Source organism: Aeromonas sp. HMWF014 (assembly GCF_963878295.1).
In the GTDB taxonomy this organism is placed as follows: Bacteria; Pseudomonadota; Gammaproteobacteria; order Enterobacterales; family Aeromonadaceae; genus Aeromonas; species Aeromonas popoffii.
Map to the genome: position 1 here is coordinate 1 of NZ_CAWNYS010000106.1, position 15,933 is coordinate 15,933.

A 15,933-nucleotide genomic window follows, 5' to 3' on the forward strand; every position below is an offset into this window, starting at 1 on the left:
GTGTACTGGCTTGCCCAGCCAGGCCGGATGCAAACCCATGCCCGAGCCAACATACACAGCAACAACAGCGAGCTGCTGCTCAAGCGGCTCGGCTATACCTCGCCCATCGGCGATGCACCCGGCAAGATGGCGCTGGATCTGAACTGGAACGATGTGCCCTATCGGCTGGATGTGTCGACCCTGGCCGGCAGTGCCAACTATCAGCTGGAGGGGGGAACTCTGCGCGAGGTCAACGACAAAGGGGCGCGGCTGCTCTCCCTGCTCAGTCTCGATTCCCTGCTGCGCAAGCTGCGGCTCGATTTTCGCGATGTGTTCGACAAGGGCTTCTATTTCGAATCCATGTCCGCCTCCGCCACCATCAAGCAGGGGCAGGTCAGCAATGATGACTTCTACATGAAGGGGGCGGCGGGCAACCTGCGCGGTGAGGGGATTGCCGATCTGGTGCGCTGGCGGCTCGACTACGAGCTGAGCTTCTCTCCCAACCTGGGCGGCACCCTGCCGGTTCTGGCGGCTTTCTCCCTGACCCCGATCACCGGCCTCTATGTGCTGGCCCTCTCCAAGCTGCTGGAGCCCGTAGTGGACGTGGTGACCCGCATCGATTTTCGGGTCTCGGGTCCGCTGGATGCTCCCAAGTTGATCGAAGCGGGGCGGGACAGGGCTCGTATCAAGCTCAACCAGCAGCAGAAAGAGGCGGTCGATTCGGTGACACCCACTCTGCCGACGCAGGAAGTCACCCCCTTACTGCTGACCCCAAAACAGGCGGGGCCCACCCAGCGCTGAGGCTGGTGGTGGGTCTTGCCATCACAAGGAGTGAGCCATGACAGGAAGTGATGACCAGATGGACTTGCTTGCCATACCGCCGTTGCAGCGGACATTGGTGCAGGCGGTAGTGGCGTGTTTTGAACCCAGAGTCGAGGTGCTGGCTGCGGTAGTGGTCGGCTCTTTGGCCAAGGGCAAGGCCGATCGGGTTTCTGATGTGGATGTGCTGTTCATGGTGGAACCTGGTTTTCATCGTGATGGGCAGCCCTGCATTGATCGGTTTCTGGCGGGCAGAGAGGTGTTTCACTGTTGGCAGGGGGCGCATGGCAATGAGGGCTACTACTGGCGTTATATCTTTTATGATTTCACCAGCATCGAGATCGATCTGATCGATGTGAACGCAGAATTCCCTCTGGCTCGCCCATATCTGCCGCTGTTCGATAAAACCTCCTGCATTCATGCGCTGGAGGTAGACGGCCCGGCGCCCAGCCATTGGGACTTTCCCGCCTATATGGCCGAAGGGGATGGGCTGGTGTGGGAGCTGTTCGATTGTCTAAAGTGGGCTGAACGGGGCCAGCGTGGATTGGTCAGGCATCATCTGCGTAAACTGTTGGCCGAGATGGATAAAGACCCGAATATTGTGGATCGCGCTTAACGCGGACAAGGAGAGCGTCATGTGGTTAGCCGCCATACAACTGATATCAGGCCGCAGCTGGCAGGATAACCGGGAGCAGATTGCCGCCGAGCTGGCGGCGCTGCCAATCGAGCGGCCACTGCTGGTGCTGCTACCGGAGAACTTCGCCCTGTTTGGTGAGCGGCATGGCTATCTGGATGGTGCCGAGGCGATCGGTGCTGGCCCCATCCAGCAGCAGCTGGCCGAGTGGGCCCGCGACTATGGCATCTGGCTGGTGGCCGGGGCTATGCCGACTACCATCGCAGGTGCAGCGCATATTCACACCAGCTCGCTGGTGTTCGACCCGAGTGGGGATCTCAAGGGGCACTACCACAAGATCCACCTGTTCGATGTGGATGTGGCCGACAATCAGGGCCGCTACCGGGAGTCGGAGACGTTCAGTCCAGGCCAGGAGTGCGTACTGGTGGACTCCCCCTTTGGTCCCCTCGGCCTCTCTATCTGTTATGATCTGCGCTTTCCCGAGCTCTACCGCCAGCTGACCCGGGCTGGAGCCCGCGTGCTGCTGGTGCCTGCCGCCTTTACTGCCGTGACCGGCGAGGCGCACTGGGAACCGTTGCTGCGGGCCCGTGCTATCGAAAACCAGTGCTATGTGGTGGCCGCTAATCAGGGTGGTACCCACGAGACGGGGCGCCAGACCTGGGGCCACAGCATGGTGATCGACCCCTGGGGTCGGGTGCTGGCCTGCCAACCATCGGGCCGCGCCACCGTGCTGGCACAGATGGATGCCGGGCTTGTCGACGAATTGAAACGCACCATGCCGGTGCTGGCCCATGCCCGTTTGTTGTGATGGTGTGGCTTGTTGCCAACCCGTCGGCAAGACGATTTAAAACATCTCGTTACGAGAGTGGAGAAGAAGATTGAGTCTATTGAGCCAGGTTAGTGCCTCCCTGTTGGCCCCGCACGATCTCGACGAAGGTCGCCTGCAGCAGTTGCTCGGCAGTCTGATGAGCCATCAGGTGGAGTTCGGTGACCTCTATTTCCAGCGCAGCTGGCACGAGTCCTGGATGCTGGAAGATGGCATCGTCAAGGATGGCAGCTACAACATCGATCAGGGGGTCGGGGTGCGCGCAGTCAGCGGCGAGAAGACCGGCTTTGCCTACTCGGACGAGCTGAGCCTGCTGGCACTGCAACAGTCGGTGACCGCCGCCCGTGGCATCGCCGCTGCCGGGGCGCAGGGCAAGGTGAAGGCCTGGGCCCGCACAGAGGCCAACCTGCTCTATCCGGCCATGGATCCGCTGCAGACCCTCGACAAGCACCAGAAGATCGCCCTGCTGGAGCAGATGGACAAGTTTGCCCGCAGCCTGGATCCTGCCATCAATCAGGTGATGGCCTCCATCAGCGGTGTCTATGAAGAGATACTGGTGGCTGCCACCGATGGCACGCTCGCCGCCGATGTGCGCCCGCTGGTTCGCTTGTCGGTGACCGTCATCGCCGAGAAGGGGGATCGCCGCGAGCGTGGCAGTGCCGGTGGTGGTGGCCGCTTCGGTTACGACTGGTTCCTTGAGCTGGATGGGCTGGAGAGTCGCGCCTTCGGTTATGTCCGTGAAGCGGTGCGCCAGGCGCTGGTGAACCTCGAAGCCATCGATGCACCGGCCGGTACCATGCCGGTGGTGCTCGGTGCCGGCTGGCCCGGCGTGCTGCTGCACGAGGCGGTGGGCCATGGTCTGGAGGGGGATTTCAACCGCAAGGGCTCTTCCGCTTTCGCTGGCCGCATCGGCGAGCAGGTTGCCTCCAAACACTGCACCATCGTCGACGACGGCACCCTGCCGGGGCGGCGGGGCTCCGTCAGCATAGATGACGAAGGGACGCCGGGCGGCTACAACGTGCTGATCGAGAACGGCATCCTCAAGGGCTATCTGCAAGACAAGCAGAATGCCCGCCTGATGGGCGTGCCGCTCACCGGCAATGGCCGCCGCGAATCCTACGCTGCCCTGCCGATGCCGCGCATGACCAATACTTACATGCTGGCGGGTCAGTATGATCCGGCCGAGATCATCGCCTCGGTGAAGAAAGGCATCTATGCCCCCAACTTCGGCGGCGGCCAGGTGGACATCACCTCTGGCAAGTTCGTCTTCTCCGCCTCCGAGGCCTACCTCATCGAGGATGGCAAGATCACCACTCCCATCAAGGGGGCGACGCTGATCGGCAATGGCCCCGAGGCGATGAGTCAGGTCTCCATGGTGGGTAGCGACCTCGCCCTCGATCGCGGTGTCGGCGTCTGCGGCAAGGAGGGGCAGAGTATTCCAGTCGGGGTCGGCCAGCCCACCCTCAAACTGGACCAGCTCACCGTGGGTGGCACCTCCTAGGTTGGGTCAACCGCGGCGCGCGTAACCCGACGCGGCATCTGCCACATCACACCCCGGCTCCTGCCGGGGTTTTGTCATTCAGGCAGACGGCAACCAACAAAAAGCCCCGGCACATGGCCGGGGCTGCTGGATAGGGGGGCTGGGTCAATTGACCGATATGGCTCTGGCGTCTATGTAAAATCGCGCATTGCCTTGTGGATCGACCCTGATCTGGGCAATCAGACGATCGCTCTGCTTGTACTCCCACCGTGTTTTTATCCTGGCCAGGACGGGGCTGGCTGCACCGACCACATTCAGATATTCATGAAACAGGCTGTAGCTTCCAATCTCGGTCAGCATCTTTTCCATTTGCACATCTCCTGCTAGTGAGTGGGTGTCTTCACCCACAAACCTATCAAGCACACTCTGAATTGAGTCTGTACGAAAATCACACTAACTCATTTGTGTGTCAGTAGCATGATCAGGCGCAAGATCAGTGACGATTGCCGGAGGTTATGACACCGTTGTCAGTCAAGGCCGACGGGCATCCTCCAATTGTTCAAATGCACTGGACACATGTGGCAATGCCTGGGCGGTTTGTGCTGCAGGGGCGCCGTGGAACACGGGATCCTGCGCCACCTCTTTGATGCCGTTGATGCAGAACTGCATACCCATGCACACCAGCAGGAAGCCCATGAGCCGGGTCATGGCGTCTATGCCGGTGGCGCCGAGGATCTTGCAGACAGGATCCGCCAGCTTGAGCACGCCCCAGCTGAATATGCTCATCAGGGCGAAGGCGGTCACTGTGGCGGCATAGATGGTGAAACGGTTGTACTCGTCGGGCAGCTCGGCGATCTGGGCGGCGCCGCTGATCACCAGCGCCATGGTACCCGGCCCGCACATGCTGGGCATGGTCAGCGGTACGAAGGCGATGTTCTGGTTGATATCGACCTCTGCCTCCTGGTTCGGGGCCGGAAACAGCATGCGAAAGCCGATGAAGGCGATGATGAGCCCCCCTGCCAGGCGCAGGCCGGGAATGGAGATCCCGAACAGATCCAGGATGGAGGAGCCGATGAAGAAGCTGACGCAGAGGGTGCAGAACAGATAGATGGCGGCCAGATTGATCTGGCGGCGAACGTGCTCACGGGACATGCCCTTGCTCAGCCCCAGCAGCAGGGTGGCCGTGGTAGGCGGATTGACCATGGGCAGCAGGGCAAGCAAGGCGAGAAATACGACTTGAAAGAACATCTTTAGCCTCGAATAACAGAAATTGAAAGGGATAGTCCCGGGCTGGTCAGTCACCAGACCCGGTAGGGAGGCTAGCTTATGTCGGCCAAGCTGAACATATGCCGAATTAAAAAGCCCCTAAGGTCTGCGGGGCTCTTGGGTGGTTCAGGCCGCTTGTGGCGCCTTATGCCGCTGTTGCAGCCAGAGTAGCAGGCCAATGGCAAAGCCCAGTGCCGACAGGCTCACCACATAGTGGGAGGGGGCCAGCATGTCGTTCTTCATCCACAGGGTGACCAGCATGGGGGTGAGGCCACCGAAGATGGCGTAGGCCACGTTGTAGGAGAACGATAAGCCGGAGAAGCGCACCACAGCCGGGAAGGCGTTGACCATGACGTAGGGCACGGCGCCAACGATCCCGACCGCGAAGCCCGCCAGCATGTAGAGCGGCACCAGCAGATCTGTGCCCGCTGCCAGGCCATGGTAGAAGGCGTAGCTGGCGCCTGCCAGCAACAGGGAGCCCAGCATGAAGGTGGGACCACTGCCGATGGCATCGATCAGTCGGCCATAGAGGATGCAGCCCAGTGTCAGGGCCAGGATGGCCAGGGAGTTGGCTGTCAGCGCATCGGCGGGGCTGATGCCATGTACTTTCTGCAGGTAGGTGGGGGTCATCAGGATCACCACGACGATGCCGGCGGAGAGCAACCAGGTCAGCAGCATGGAGATCACCACGCTGCCCTTGTGGTTGCGCAGCACAGTTTTGAGCGGCAGCTCTTCTGCCAGGGCCTTGTTGGCCTGCATCTCGGCGAAAACAGGTGTCTCGTGTAGCCAGCGGCGCAGGTACATGGCGACGATGCCGAAGATGCCACCGAGCAGGAAGGGAACACGCCAGCCCCAGTCACTCACCTCGGCCGGGGTCAGGCTCTTGTTGACTGCGGTAGCGATGAGGGAACCCAGCAGTATGCCGGCCGTCAGCCCGGCGGTCAGGGTGCCACAGGCGAGCCCGACCCGGTGGGCGGGCACGTGCTCTGCCACGAACACCCAGGCACCCGGCACTTCACCACCGATGGCGGCTCCCTGCAGGATACGCAGACCCAGCAGGGCCAGCGGTGCACCTATACCCAACACGGCGTAGGTGGGAAGCAGGCCGATCAGCAGGGTAGGCAGTGCCATCAGCAATATGCTGAGGGTAAACATGCGCTTGCGGCCGATGAGATCGCCGAAGTGGGCCATGATAATGCCGCCAAGGGGGCGCGCCAGATAGCCAGCGGCGAAGATGCCGAACGTCTGGAACTGGCGCAGCCACTCGGGAATGTCGGCCGGGAAGAACAGCTCGCCAATCACCACGGCGAAGAAGACGAAGATGATGAAGTCGTAAAACTCCAGTGCACCGCCGAGGGCGGCCAGACTCAGGGTCTTGTAATCCTGTCGATTGAGGGGGCGGGCGTGATCGTGTTGTTGTGCGGTTGTCGTCATATCCGTATGTTTCCCATCGGTTTTTTTAGTTATTGTCGCCCCGGGCAAGGGGCATATACAGGTTATCGAGAGTATGCTGCCCGCCTCTGGTGTGTAAATCGCGTAATTCGCAACACTGTCTTGCAGCTTTTTGGTGCCGCGAGGCTGGGGAACCGGGCCCACACCCGGGATCCTGCTCCCAGGGTGAGTAACAACGATGATACCCGGGGACTCAGCCAGTTTCCGGGCACAAGACAACGGGATAAATCATGACGAAAACCAAGGTGCTGCTCTCCTGGAGCAGCGGTAAGGACAGCGCCTGGGCGCTGCACACATTGCGGCAGGATCCGACCATCGAGGTGGTGGGTTTGTTTACCACGCTCAATCAGGCTTTCGAGCGGGTGGCCATGCACGGAGTGCGCAAGCAGTTGCTGATGCAGCAGGCCGAGTGCGTTGGCTTGCCGCTGACCACCATAGATTTGCCCTGGCCCTGCACCAATGAGGACTACGCCCGTATCATGACCGAGTTCATCGCGGGCGTGGTGGCGCAGGGGATCCGCCACATGGCGTTTGGCGACCTCTTCCTCGAGGATGTGCGCGCTTATCGGGAGAAACAGCTGGTGGGAACGGGCATTGAGCCGCTGTTTCCACTGTGGGGCAGCGACACGGGCGAGCTGGCGCAGCAGATGATGGCGGCTGGCCTGAAGGCCAGGATAAGCTCCCTGGACCCGAAAAAACTGGATGCCAGCCTGGGCGGCCACGCGTTTGATCCCGCCTTGCTGGCCGTCCTGCCCACCGGGGTGGATCCCTGCGGTGAGAATGGCGAGTTTCATACCTTGGCCTGGGATGGCCCCATGTTCTCCCGTCCGCTCGGGATCCGGGTAGGGGAAACCGTGCAGCGAGACGGCTTTGTCTTTACCGATCTGCTACCCATCGAAGATTAATGTTCAGGCGTCAAATGCTCCCTTTTGCTGGAGCATTCACAGTTTGAGGGATTGGATGGGGGCACCATTGACCCCTCTTTTGATTGCAGATGATGACTCCTTCTTATGACACACTTCTCTCGCCCGGCGCTGCTTGCCTCCTTATTGGCGGCTGCGCTCTCTCTGCCTGCCCTGGCTGGTGACGCTGCGATCGTTCAGCCTGTTGCTGCCGGTGTCACCACAGTCACCCTCGCCCAGCAGGCTCCCATTCACTGGGTGTCGGTGGTGCAGATTGCCGCCAGTCTGGATGGCCTGCCGCCGATGGCGGTCGGCTTCGATATCGACGATACCCTGCTCTTCTCCAGCCCGGGCTTCTATCGCGGCAAGCAGGAGTTCTCGCCCAAGGATGAGAGTTATCTCAAGAATCCCGCCTTCTGGGAGAAGATGAACAACGGCTGGGATGCGTTCAGTGTGCCCAAAGAGGTGGGCAAAGCGCTCATCGCCATGCACCTCAAACGCGGCGATCACATCTATTTCGTCACCGGTCGCTCGGCCACCAGGACCGAGACGGTGAGCCAGACGCTGCAGCAGACCATGGGGATCCCGACCGAGCGGCTCAATCCGGTGATCTTCGCCGGTGATGAACCGGGTCAGAACACCAAGGTGCAGTGGCTCAAGGATAAGCAGATGAAGATCTTCTACGGCGATGCGGATGGGGATATCAAGGCGGCGCAGGCCGTGGGTGTGCGTGCCATACGCCTGCTGCGGGCAGCCAACTCTACCTATCGGCCGCTGCCGCTGGCGGGCGCGTTGGGGGAAGAGGTAATCGTCAACTCCCAGTTCTGAACGCCGTCTGTTGGGTGGCAAAAGGGCCGGATCCTGTCAGGATCCGGCCCTTTTTTCGGGTACCTGGCGGGCGACCAAGGTATTGCCGCTGGCGGGTTTGCCGTCTGCTCCAGGCTTGCCGCGCATCTCCTGATAGAAAGAGAGGCCTATGTAGCCGGTGCGATTAGCCGGGCTGAGGTACTTATTCGGCCCAGGGCATCTCGGGCAGGGAGTCCAGAAACTGAGCGTAACGCTCAAGGTTGAAGGCACTCTGTTCGGCTTCCATCGCCATCAGCTCGGCGCCGAGGGCGCAGGCGATGTATTGCAGAGCCTCTTCCCGTGGGGTGCCCTTCATCACCAGTCGCATCAGGGTTGCCTTGACCTGCAACGGGTGGCCATCGATCAGCTGGTTGTCGACCATTTCCAGCAGGGTCTGTTCGTCAAAGAACTCGGTGGGTTCGCTCATGCTCAACTTCCTCGTCATGCCATTAAAGGGGGCCAGTATAGCCACAATGCTATTAACACATTGAAATATATCGATAAAAACATTTTCGTGAGGCTGCTTTTTGTTACCCATACTTACTGAGGGTTTGCTGTCGGCAAACGAAAACCATCATAAAATTGTATGGACGGATATCAAGATGCCCACCATAGACTCGCTATTATCCAAGCCCCAAAATCTGCCCAATGTGCCCGAAGTCATGCGTGATCTGGTGCAGACCTTCAGTGAGAAAGACCCGGATATCCTATTGATCGCCAAGAAGATCAACAAGGATCCCGTCATTTCAGCCAAGCTGCTGCGGCTGGCCAATTCCGCCAAGTTTGGCGGCAGTCGCCAGGTCGGCACCGTCAACGAAGCGGTCGTGCGACTCGGGGTCGATGTGGTGCGCAACATGGTGCTGGCGTGCGGCCTGACAGGCTCCATCAATGCGGTGCCCGGCATCGACCTCAAACACTTCTGGGGAAAGGTGTTCGACGTGGCGGAGCTGGCCAGACGGCTCGCCAAGCTCAAGGGTATGAAGGGGGAGGAGGTGTTCACCTGCGCCCTGCTCTATGACATGGGGCGACTCATCATGCATGTAGGATTGCCGGAGAACATGGTAAACCACATCAAGGATCTGGAGCCGAGCAAGGGGCGCGCCAAGGCCGAGGAGCTGGTGGTCGGCTTCAACTATGCCCAGACCGGGGCGGAGATGGCCAGGCGCTGGCAATTTCCCCTCAGCATCTGCCACGCGGTGGAGTATCACTACAACCCCTTGCTGGCCAAAGAGTTCTCTGCCGAGGCTGCGCTTATCCACCTGGGCATAGTGTTGGCGGCGCAATCGGATGTGGGGGAGGAGGCGCCCCCCGAGTGGCCGACTCAGGTGGCCGATCGACTCGGTCTGGCCTGGCCGGATTGTGCCGCCGTGTTCATGGCCTTGCGCGAGCAGGGCAATGGTTATGCGGGCCTGCTGGCGGCCTGAGTCCGCTCATCTTGCTATCGGGGTCGCACTGCGGCCCTTTTTCATGGGGTTTACCTTGCCAACGAGGCGGAGCAGGGGCAGTCTTGAGGGCCTTTTTTGCTGAAAGAGTCCTTGCCATGATCCTCTCCGAGCGCTTGCTGCTGCGCGAACTGACCCTGGCCGATGCCCCCTTCATTCTCGCATTGCTTAACGATCCCGACTTTCATCGCTATATAGGGGACCGGGGCATACGTACCCTGCTCGACGCCGAAAACTACATCCAGCAGGGGCCTGCCGTCAGCTATGCCCGTTATGGTCACGGGCTCTATCTGGTGGTGCGCAAGGAGGATGGTGCCAGCCTCGGTATCTGCGGTTTGATCAAGCGCGATACCCTGGATCAGGTCGATATCGGTTATGCCTTCCTGCCGCAATATCGAGGTCAGGGTTACGGCATAGAAGCGGCGCAGGCCGCCCTTGCCGATGGCAAAAACCGGTTGGGGATTGGGCAAGTGGTCGCCATCGTCACGCCGGGCAACGAGCGATCGGTGGCACTGCTGGCCAAGCTGGGGCTGGTGCGCAGTCGTCTGGTCAAGCTGAGTGAGGATGCTGACGAGTGTCTGCTGCTGGAACAGGCTTGAAAGCCTTTTATAGTGGTTGCTGGCAGGCATTGGCGCTGATAATCCGTGCTCCATCATCGTCTCTCTGAAAGCCATGGGCTGATGCAGCAACAGACTGAATAATATGAGGAATCAGCATGATTATCCCATTGGCAATCCGCCTGATAGCCGTCGTTATGGCCCTCATCCACATAGCAGCCTGCCGTCCGGACGTAGTGTCCATCCCCAGCACAGGATTGCTTGGCAAGATCTGCCCGGCCAGCGTCAGCAAGAGGGGGGGGATCCTGTGGTTTGCCACCCAATCACAGGCATCCTGCCCCCTTCCCAGCTCAAGATAAAATTGCACCAGCGTATCGTGATGGTTTGGGGAGTCGCTGGTTTGCTGAACCCGCCCCTGGCTGGCCAGTTGCAGCCCCTTGGCAAAGCTGAAAAATCAACGCACACTGCTGACGTTCGAGGGGCTCAATGTCGCTGACAAAGCGCTGATCAAACCTGCGGGATCGGCGGAGAATGTCCGTTCAGCCCCTTGCACCAGCCTTGGCAGAATGGGTCATGGGCCTTCAGGACATAGAAGTTGCTGCGCTTGGGCATGCTCACTCTTTCGTAAAGTAATCCGAATCCAGGGTCTTGATGGTGCGGGTCTGGCGCTTGCCATTGCCCTGCGACACCTTGAGTGCACAGGCATCATGGCTTTATGGCCGGCTATCGTTTCGGGGTGATCAGTGCGAGATAAAACAGAGTCTTATCTTGCCACTGCGACTTGAATGGAGCTACTGGACATGTTGCAGATTGTGGGCTTGATCTGCTGAGGCGTGCGGGGCAGGGGAGGTCAGGTCAGTGGCAACCTTGCGCTGGTATCAGCTGATGTTGCCTTGATGGTGGTCACTTGGGTGGTGACCAAGCAGCAAGGAGGCCGCCGTGAGTTGCGGCCTGTCTGCATCGGGCGCTGCCGCTTGGCAGGCAGGATCAGTTGAGGTCTTCGATGGAGAACTCGCCAGCGATACCATCACAGGAGATGGCGAAACCGCCGCTGAAGCGGGTGCTGAACTGGATCAGAAACGCATCGGAATCCTGCTCTTGCACAGGCAGGTTGATGGGCTTGCTACGACGCAGGGGCTTGTGTGTATGTATGGTTTTCATCATTGTATTTCTCTATATAAATTAAGTGTTTGCTCCTTGTTTTTGCAAATTTCAGGTTAGTGGGCGCGGTCAACCGGTGGGGTCGACAAGCGCGCAGGAATACCCAGCCCGAGTCACGGGCGTCTGCACTGTCAAGGAATATGCTGATGCATAAATCAAATTGGGTGGGCAGATCGGGTCTGCACCGTGAGAGCCGGGCAACGCAGGCAGACAGCCTGACGGTTCTCAAGGCGAGTAAATCAGAGGAAGGTTATGTAGGTACTGGCAGGATTCATCTAACGTTGAAGCATTGCGAACATAAACAGGGCTGATTAACTAGCCGGCGCGCATTCTCTCCTCGATATGAATAAAAAGCAAACAATTATTTGGTGGTTTTGTATCAAATCCGTTTTTTTCTGTATCGCCAGTCACAAAAAGGGCTCCCGTCGGGAGCCCTTTTGAATGGTGCCAACAGTGATCAGCGGGTGACTCAGTAGTCGCCGCAGGCCTTCTTGGCGGCGGTGATCATAGGTGTAATGGTCATGCCCTGCACCACGATGGAGAACATCACCACCGAGTAGGTCATCACCAGTATGACCTGACGCAGATCGACGTTGTGCTCGGGTATCATCATGACACCGGAAGGCAGTGCCAGCGCCATGGCCATGGCCAGACCACCGCGCAGACCGCCCCAGGTGAGGATCCGCACCGAGAAGGTGTTGTAGTTGCGGAATTTGCGGAAAGCCATGTAGGGCAGCGACACGCTGATGAAGCGGGCGGCCAGACAGAGGGGAACCGCGATGACCAGCAGGATCCAGTCTTGCCAGGCGAGCTCCAGCAACACCAGCGCCAGACCGATCAGCAGGAACAGCAGGGCGTTGAGGAACTGGTCCATCAACTCCCAGAAGTGATCCAGGTGATGGCGGCTCTGCTCGGAGAAGCCGGAGTGACGGGTCCAGTTGCCGATCATGATACCGGTGACCACCATGGCCAGGGCGCCGGAGACGCCGATCATGTTGGCCAGCGCAAAGCCGGCAGTCGGGATGCACAGGGTCAGCAGCAGCTCCAGGGAGCCGTCATCGGTGGCGCTGATCATCACGTGGGCGATGAGGCCCAGCACGGCGCCGAACAGTATGCCGCCGAGGGCTTCATGCAGGAACAGGCCGGCCACGCTGCCGAAGGTGGGTTCCACCCCGCCAAAGGCGACGGCAAACACGGTGGCGAAGATCACCAGACCGACACCGTCGTTGAACAGGGATTCCCCTTCGATCTGGATGGCGATCTGGGGGGGCGCCTTCATCTTCTTGACGATGGCCAGCACGGCGATGGGGTCGGTGGGGGAGATCAGGGCCCCGAACAACATGCAGTAGACCAGCGGCAGCTCCCAGCCCAGCAGCTTGGCGATGAACCAGAAGCCGTAGCCGATGAGTAAGGTAGAGAGCAGGGTCGCCACGATGGAAAGAGTGGTGATTTCCCACTTCTGGCTACGCAATGCCTTCAGGTTGATGCCGAGACCACCGGCGAACAGCAGGAAGCCCAAGATCCCCTTCAGCAGGAAATTCTGGAAATCTATGCTCTCCATGGTTTTGACGGCCAGGGGTTCGAGATTGAACCAGCCCAGCTTACCGAACAGCACCAGCAGCGCGGAGATCAGCATGGATCCGGCGGTGATGGCGATGGTGGTCTGGATCTTCACAACATACTGATTGGCAAAGGCGATGAAGATCGCCAACGCTGCCAGGAAGCAGAGTGTGTAGTAGACGCTCATAGTTATTTTTCTCTTTAGTAAACAGCAAGCACGTACCCCTATTGAGGACGGGCATAGGGTACTCTGGGGTCACATGTTACTCATTACCTATTTGTGAGTATATGCAGCGAGATTACGGACAGATAGACGGCTAGATTTCCATTTGATTTGTTTGCTGCTAGGATGAAGTTCACGCAGTTGCATGGATGTAAGAGGAACGAGCGGTGTCGAGCATAGAGTCGAATAAAAAGTCGGACATAAAGAAGAGGCTGGAATCCTGTCTCAAGGAACGGATCCTGATCATCGATGGGGCCATGGGCACCATGATCCAGGGCTACAAGCTGGGCGAGACGGATTATCGCGGTGAGCGGTTTGCCGACTGGCATACCGACATCAAGGGTAACAACGACCTGCTGGTGCTGACCCGGCCCGGGATCATTCGTGAGATCCACGATCAGTATTGTGCCGCCGGGGCCGACATCCTCGAGACCAACACCTTCAACGCTACCCGCATCGCCATGGCCGATTACGAAATGGAGGCCTTCTCCGCCGAGATCAACCGCGAGGCCGCCCGCCTGGCACGCGCCGTGGCGGACGAGTGGACGGCCAAAGACCCGGCCAAACCGCGCTTTGTCGCCGGGGTGTTGGGCCCCACCAACCGCACTTGCTCCATCTCGCCGGACGTGAACGATCCCGGCAAGCGCAACGTCACCTATGACCAGCTGGTGGCTGCGTATACGGAGTCGACTCACGCCCTGATCGAGGGGGGCGCCGACCTCATCTTGATCGAGACCATCTTCGATACCCTTAACGCCAAGGCCGCTGCCTTCGCGGTGGATCTGGTGTTCGAGGCGCTGGGCTATGCCCTGCCGGTGATGATCTCTGGCACCATCACGGATGCTTCTGGCCGTACCCTCTCCGGCCAGACCACCGAAGCCTTCTATCACTCACTGCGTCATGTAAAGCCCATCTCGTTTGGCCTTAACTGTGCGCTCGGCCCCGATGAGTTGCGCCAGTATGTCGAAGAGCTGTCGCGCATCAGCGAGGCTCACGTCAGTGCCCACCCTAACGCCGGTCTGCCCAATGCGTTTGGTGAGTACGATCTGGATGCCGACGAGATGGCCGCCCATATCCGCGAGTGGGCTTCGAGCGGTTTCCTCAATCTGGTGGGGGGCTGCTGCGGCACCACTCCAACCCACATCCGCGCCATGAGCGACGCCGTGGCGGGTATCAAGCCGCGCGCCCTGCCCGAGCTGCCGGTGGCCTGCCGGCTGTCTGGGCTTGAGCCGCTTATTATCACGGCGGACTCCATGTTCGTGAACGTGGGGGAGCGCACCAACGTCACCGGCTCGGCCAAGTTCAAGCGACTGATCAAGGAGGGGCTCTACGACGAGGCCCTCGACGTGGCCAAGCAGCAGGTAGAGAGCGGCGCCCAGATCATCGACATCAATATGGACGAGGGGATGCTGGACGCTGAGGCGGCCATGGTGCGCTTCCTGAACCTCATCGCTGGCGAGCCCGACATAGCCAGGGTGCCCGTGATGATCGACTCCTCCAAGTGGGAAGTGCTGGAGGCGGGCCTCAAGTGCGTGCAGGGCAAGCCGGTGGTCAACTCCATCTCCATGAAGGAGGGGGAGGAGAAATTCATCCAGCAGGCCAAGCTGCTGCGCCGCTACGGCGCCGCCGTCATCGTCATGGCGTTTGATGAGGTGGGGCAGGCGGACACCCGTGCCCGCAAGTTCGAGATCTGCCAGCGCGCCTACCGCATCCTGGTTGATCAGGTCGGTTTCCCGCCGGAAGACATCATCTTCGACCCCAACATCTTCGCGGTGGCGACCGGCATCGACGAGCACAACAACTATGCGGTGGACTTCATCGAGGCGGTGAAGGACATCAAGACCCATCTGCCCCACGCCATGATCTCCGGCGGCGTCTCCAACGTCTCGTTTTCGTTTCGTGGCAACGAGCCGGTGCGCGAAGCCATTCACGCGGTCTTCCTTTATCACGCCATTCAGAACGGCATGGACATGGGAATAGTCAACGCCGGTCAGCTCGCCATCTATGAAGATATTCCGGCCGAGCTGAAGGCCAAGGTCGAGGCCGTGGTGCTCAACTTGAGTGACAGCGCCACCGAGGATCTGCTGGCCATCGCCGAGAAGTATCGCGGAGCCGGTGCCCAAGCCGAGGATCCGCGGGATCAGGAGTGGCGCAGCTGGCCGGTGGGCAAGCGGCTGGAGCACGCCCTGGTCAAGGGCATCACAGATTTTATCGAAGAGGATACCGAAGAGGCGCGGGCCGGCGCCGAGAAGCCGCTGCACGTCATCGAAGGGCCGTTGATGGATGGCATGAACGTAGTCGGCGACCTGTTCGGTGCGGGCAAGATGTTCCTGCCCCAGGTGGTGAAGTCGGCGCGGGTGATGAAGCGGGCGGTGGCCTATCTGCAGCCCTATATCGAAGCCGAAAAACAGGGCGGCTACAGCAACGGCAAGATAGTGCTCGCCACCGTGAAGGGGGATGTGCACGACATCGGCAAGAACATCGTCGGCGTTGTGCTGCAGTGCAACAACTACGAGATCGTGGATCTCGGCGTCATGGTCTCCTGCGAGACCATCCTCAAGACGGCGCGGGAAGTGGGAGCCGATATCATCGGTCTCTCTGGCCTGATCACACCGTCTCTCGACGAGATGGTACACGTGGCCAAAGAGATGGAGCGCCAGGGCTTCAAGTTGCCGCTCTTGATCGGCGGCGCCACCACCTCCAAGGCGCACACCGCGGTCAAGATAGAGCAGAACTACTGGGAGCCCGTGGTCTATGTCTCCAACGCCTCTCGCGCGGTGGGGGTG

General features: G+C 59.9%; 15 protein-coding genes. 9 read left to right on the forward strand and 6 right to left on the reverse strand.

What is annotated here, in order from left to right; translation table 11 throughout:
- The 4 genes from AAC083_RS04060 to tldD form a co-directional block, all read left to right on the forward strand.
- Positions 1 to 780 (forward strand): YhdP family protein (locus AAC083_RS04060; RefSeq protein WP_308810991.1); only part of this gene is annotated, 780 nt, incomplete at its 5' end.
- Between the two features lie 37 nt (positions 781 to 817).
- A complete protein-coding gene (locus AAC083_RS04065) occupies positions 818 to 1,414 on the forward strand; it encodes a nucleotidyltransferase domain-containing protein (RefSeq protein ID WP_258224594.1) in 597 nt (198 codons plus the stop codon).
- Between the two features lie 19 nt (positions 1,415 to 1,433).
- Complete coding sequence (locus AAC083_RS04070; RefSeq protein WP_108535874.1) at positions 1,434 to 2,240, forward strand: carbon-nitrogen hydrolase family protein; 807 nt, start codon at positions 1,434 to 1,436, stop codon at positions 2,238 to 2,240.
- A gap of 70 nt (positions 2,241 to 2,310) precedes the next feature.
- Positions 2,311 to 3,759: a metalloprotease TldD gene (gene tldD / locus AAC083_RS04075; protein ID WP_181364638.1), complete on the forward strand. Its 1,449-nt coding sequence runs from the start codon at positions 2,311 to 2,313 to the stop codon at positions 3,757 to 3,759.
- A 144-nt stretch (positions 3,760 to 3,903) separates the two neighbouring features.
- On the opposite strand, the gene AAC083_RS04080 is transcribed toward tldD, so the two are convergent.
- The 3 genes from AAC083_RS04080 to AAC083_RS04090 form a co-directional block, all read right to left on the reverse strand.
- Entirely contained in the window at positions 3,904 to 4,107 is a 204-nt protein-coding gene (locus tag AAC083_RS04080) for a hypothetical protein (RefSeq protein WP_042037946.1), read from the reverse strand.
- Positions 4,108 to 4,269: 162 nt separating this feature from the next.
- Entirely contained in the window at positions 4,270 to 4,986 is a 717-nt protein-coding gene (locus AAC083_RS04085) for a MarC family NAAT transporter (protein WP_108535877.1), read from the reverse strand.
- A gap of 144 nt (positions 4,987 to 5,130) precedes the next feature.
- On the reverse strand, positions 5,131 to 6,438 hold the full coding sequence (locus AAC083_RS04090; protein ID WP_108535878.1) for an MFS transporter: 1,308 nt from the start codon (positions 6,436 to 6,438) through the stop codon (positions 5,131 to 5,133).
- 248 nt (positions 6,439 to 6,686) lie between these two features.
- On the opposite strand from AAC083_RS04090, the gene AAC083_RS04095 reads away from it, so the two are divergent.
- Together AAC083_RS04095 and aphA are read left to right on the forward strand one after the other, a co-directional pair.
- The gene (locus AAC083_RS04095; protein ID WP_108535879.1) at positions 6,687 to 7,361 is read left to right on the forward strand and encodes an ATP-binding protein; all 675 of its coding nucleotides are present in this window, start codon (positions 6,687 to 6,689) and stop codon (positions 7,359 to 7,361) included.
- 105 nt (positions 7,362 to 7,466) lie between these two features.
- Positions 7,467 to 8,186, forward strand: coding sequence for an acid phosphatase AphA (gene aphA / locus AAC083_RS04100; protein WP_108535880.1), 720 nt, complete (start codon positions 7,467 to 7,469; stop codon positions 8,184 to 8,186).
- Positions 8,187 to 8,367: 181 nt separating this feature from the next.
- Here the strand turns inward: aphA and AAC083_RS04105 are convergent, their stop codons facing one another.
- Positions 8,368 to 8,631: a hypothetical protein gene (locus AAC083_RS04105; protein ID WP_108535881.1), complete on the reverse strand. Its 264-nt coding sequence runs from the start codon at positions 8,629 to 8,631 to the stop codon at positions 8,368 to 8,370.
- Positions 8,632 to 8,806: 175 nt separating this feature from the next.
- Here AAC083_RS04105 and AAC083_RS04110 point away from each other — a divergent pair, with 175 nt between their 5' ends.
- Entirely contained in the window at positions 8,807 to 9,628 is an 822-nt protein-coding gene (locus AAC083_RS04110) for an HDOD domain-containing protein (RefSeq protein WP_108535882.1), read from the forward strand.
- A gap of 116 nt (positions 9,629 to 9,744) precedes the next feature.
- Positions 9,745 to 10,245 (forward strand): GNAT family N-acetyltransferase, encoded by a 501-nt coding sequence (locus tag AAC083_RS04115; RefSeq protein WP_108535883.1) that lies wholly within the window; start codon positions 9,745 to 9,747, stop codon positions 10,243 to 10,245.
- Positions 10,246 to 11,190: 945 nt separating this feature from the next.
- On the opposite strand, the gene AAC083_RS04120 is transcribed toward AAC083_RS04115, so the two are convergent.
- The gene (locus tag AAC083_RS04120; RefSeq protein ID WP_021139540.1) at positions 11,191 to 11,367 is read right to left on the reverse strand and encodes a hypothetical protein; all 177 of its coding nucleotides are present in this window, start codon (positions 11,365 to 11,367) and stop codon (positions 11,191 to 11,193) included.
- A gap of 466 nt (positions 11,368 to 11,833) precedes the next feature.
- Positions 11,834 to 13,111, reverse strand: a complete 1,278-nt coding sequence (locus AAC083_RS04125; RefSeq protein ID WP_108535885.1) for a cation:proton antiporter — start codon at positions 13,109 to 13,111, stop codon at positions 11,834 to 11,836.
- Positions 13,112 to 13,314: 203 nt separating this feature from the next.
- Here AAC083_RS04125 and metH point away from each other — a divergent pair.
- Positions 13,315 to 15,933, forward strand: a 2,619-nt coding sequence (metH, locus tag AAC083_RS04130; protein WP_108535886.1) for a methionine synthase, incomplete at its 3' end; no start/stop codon positions are given.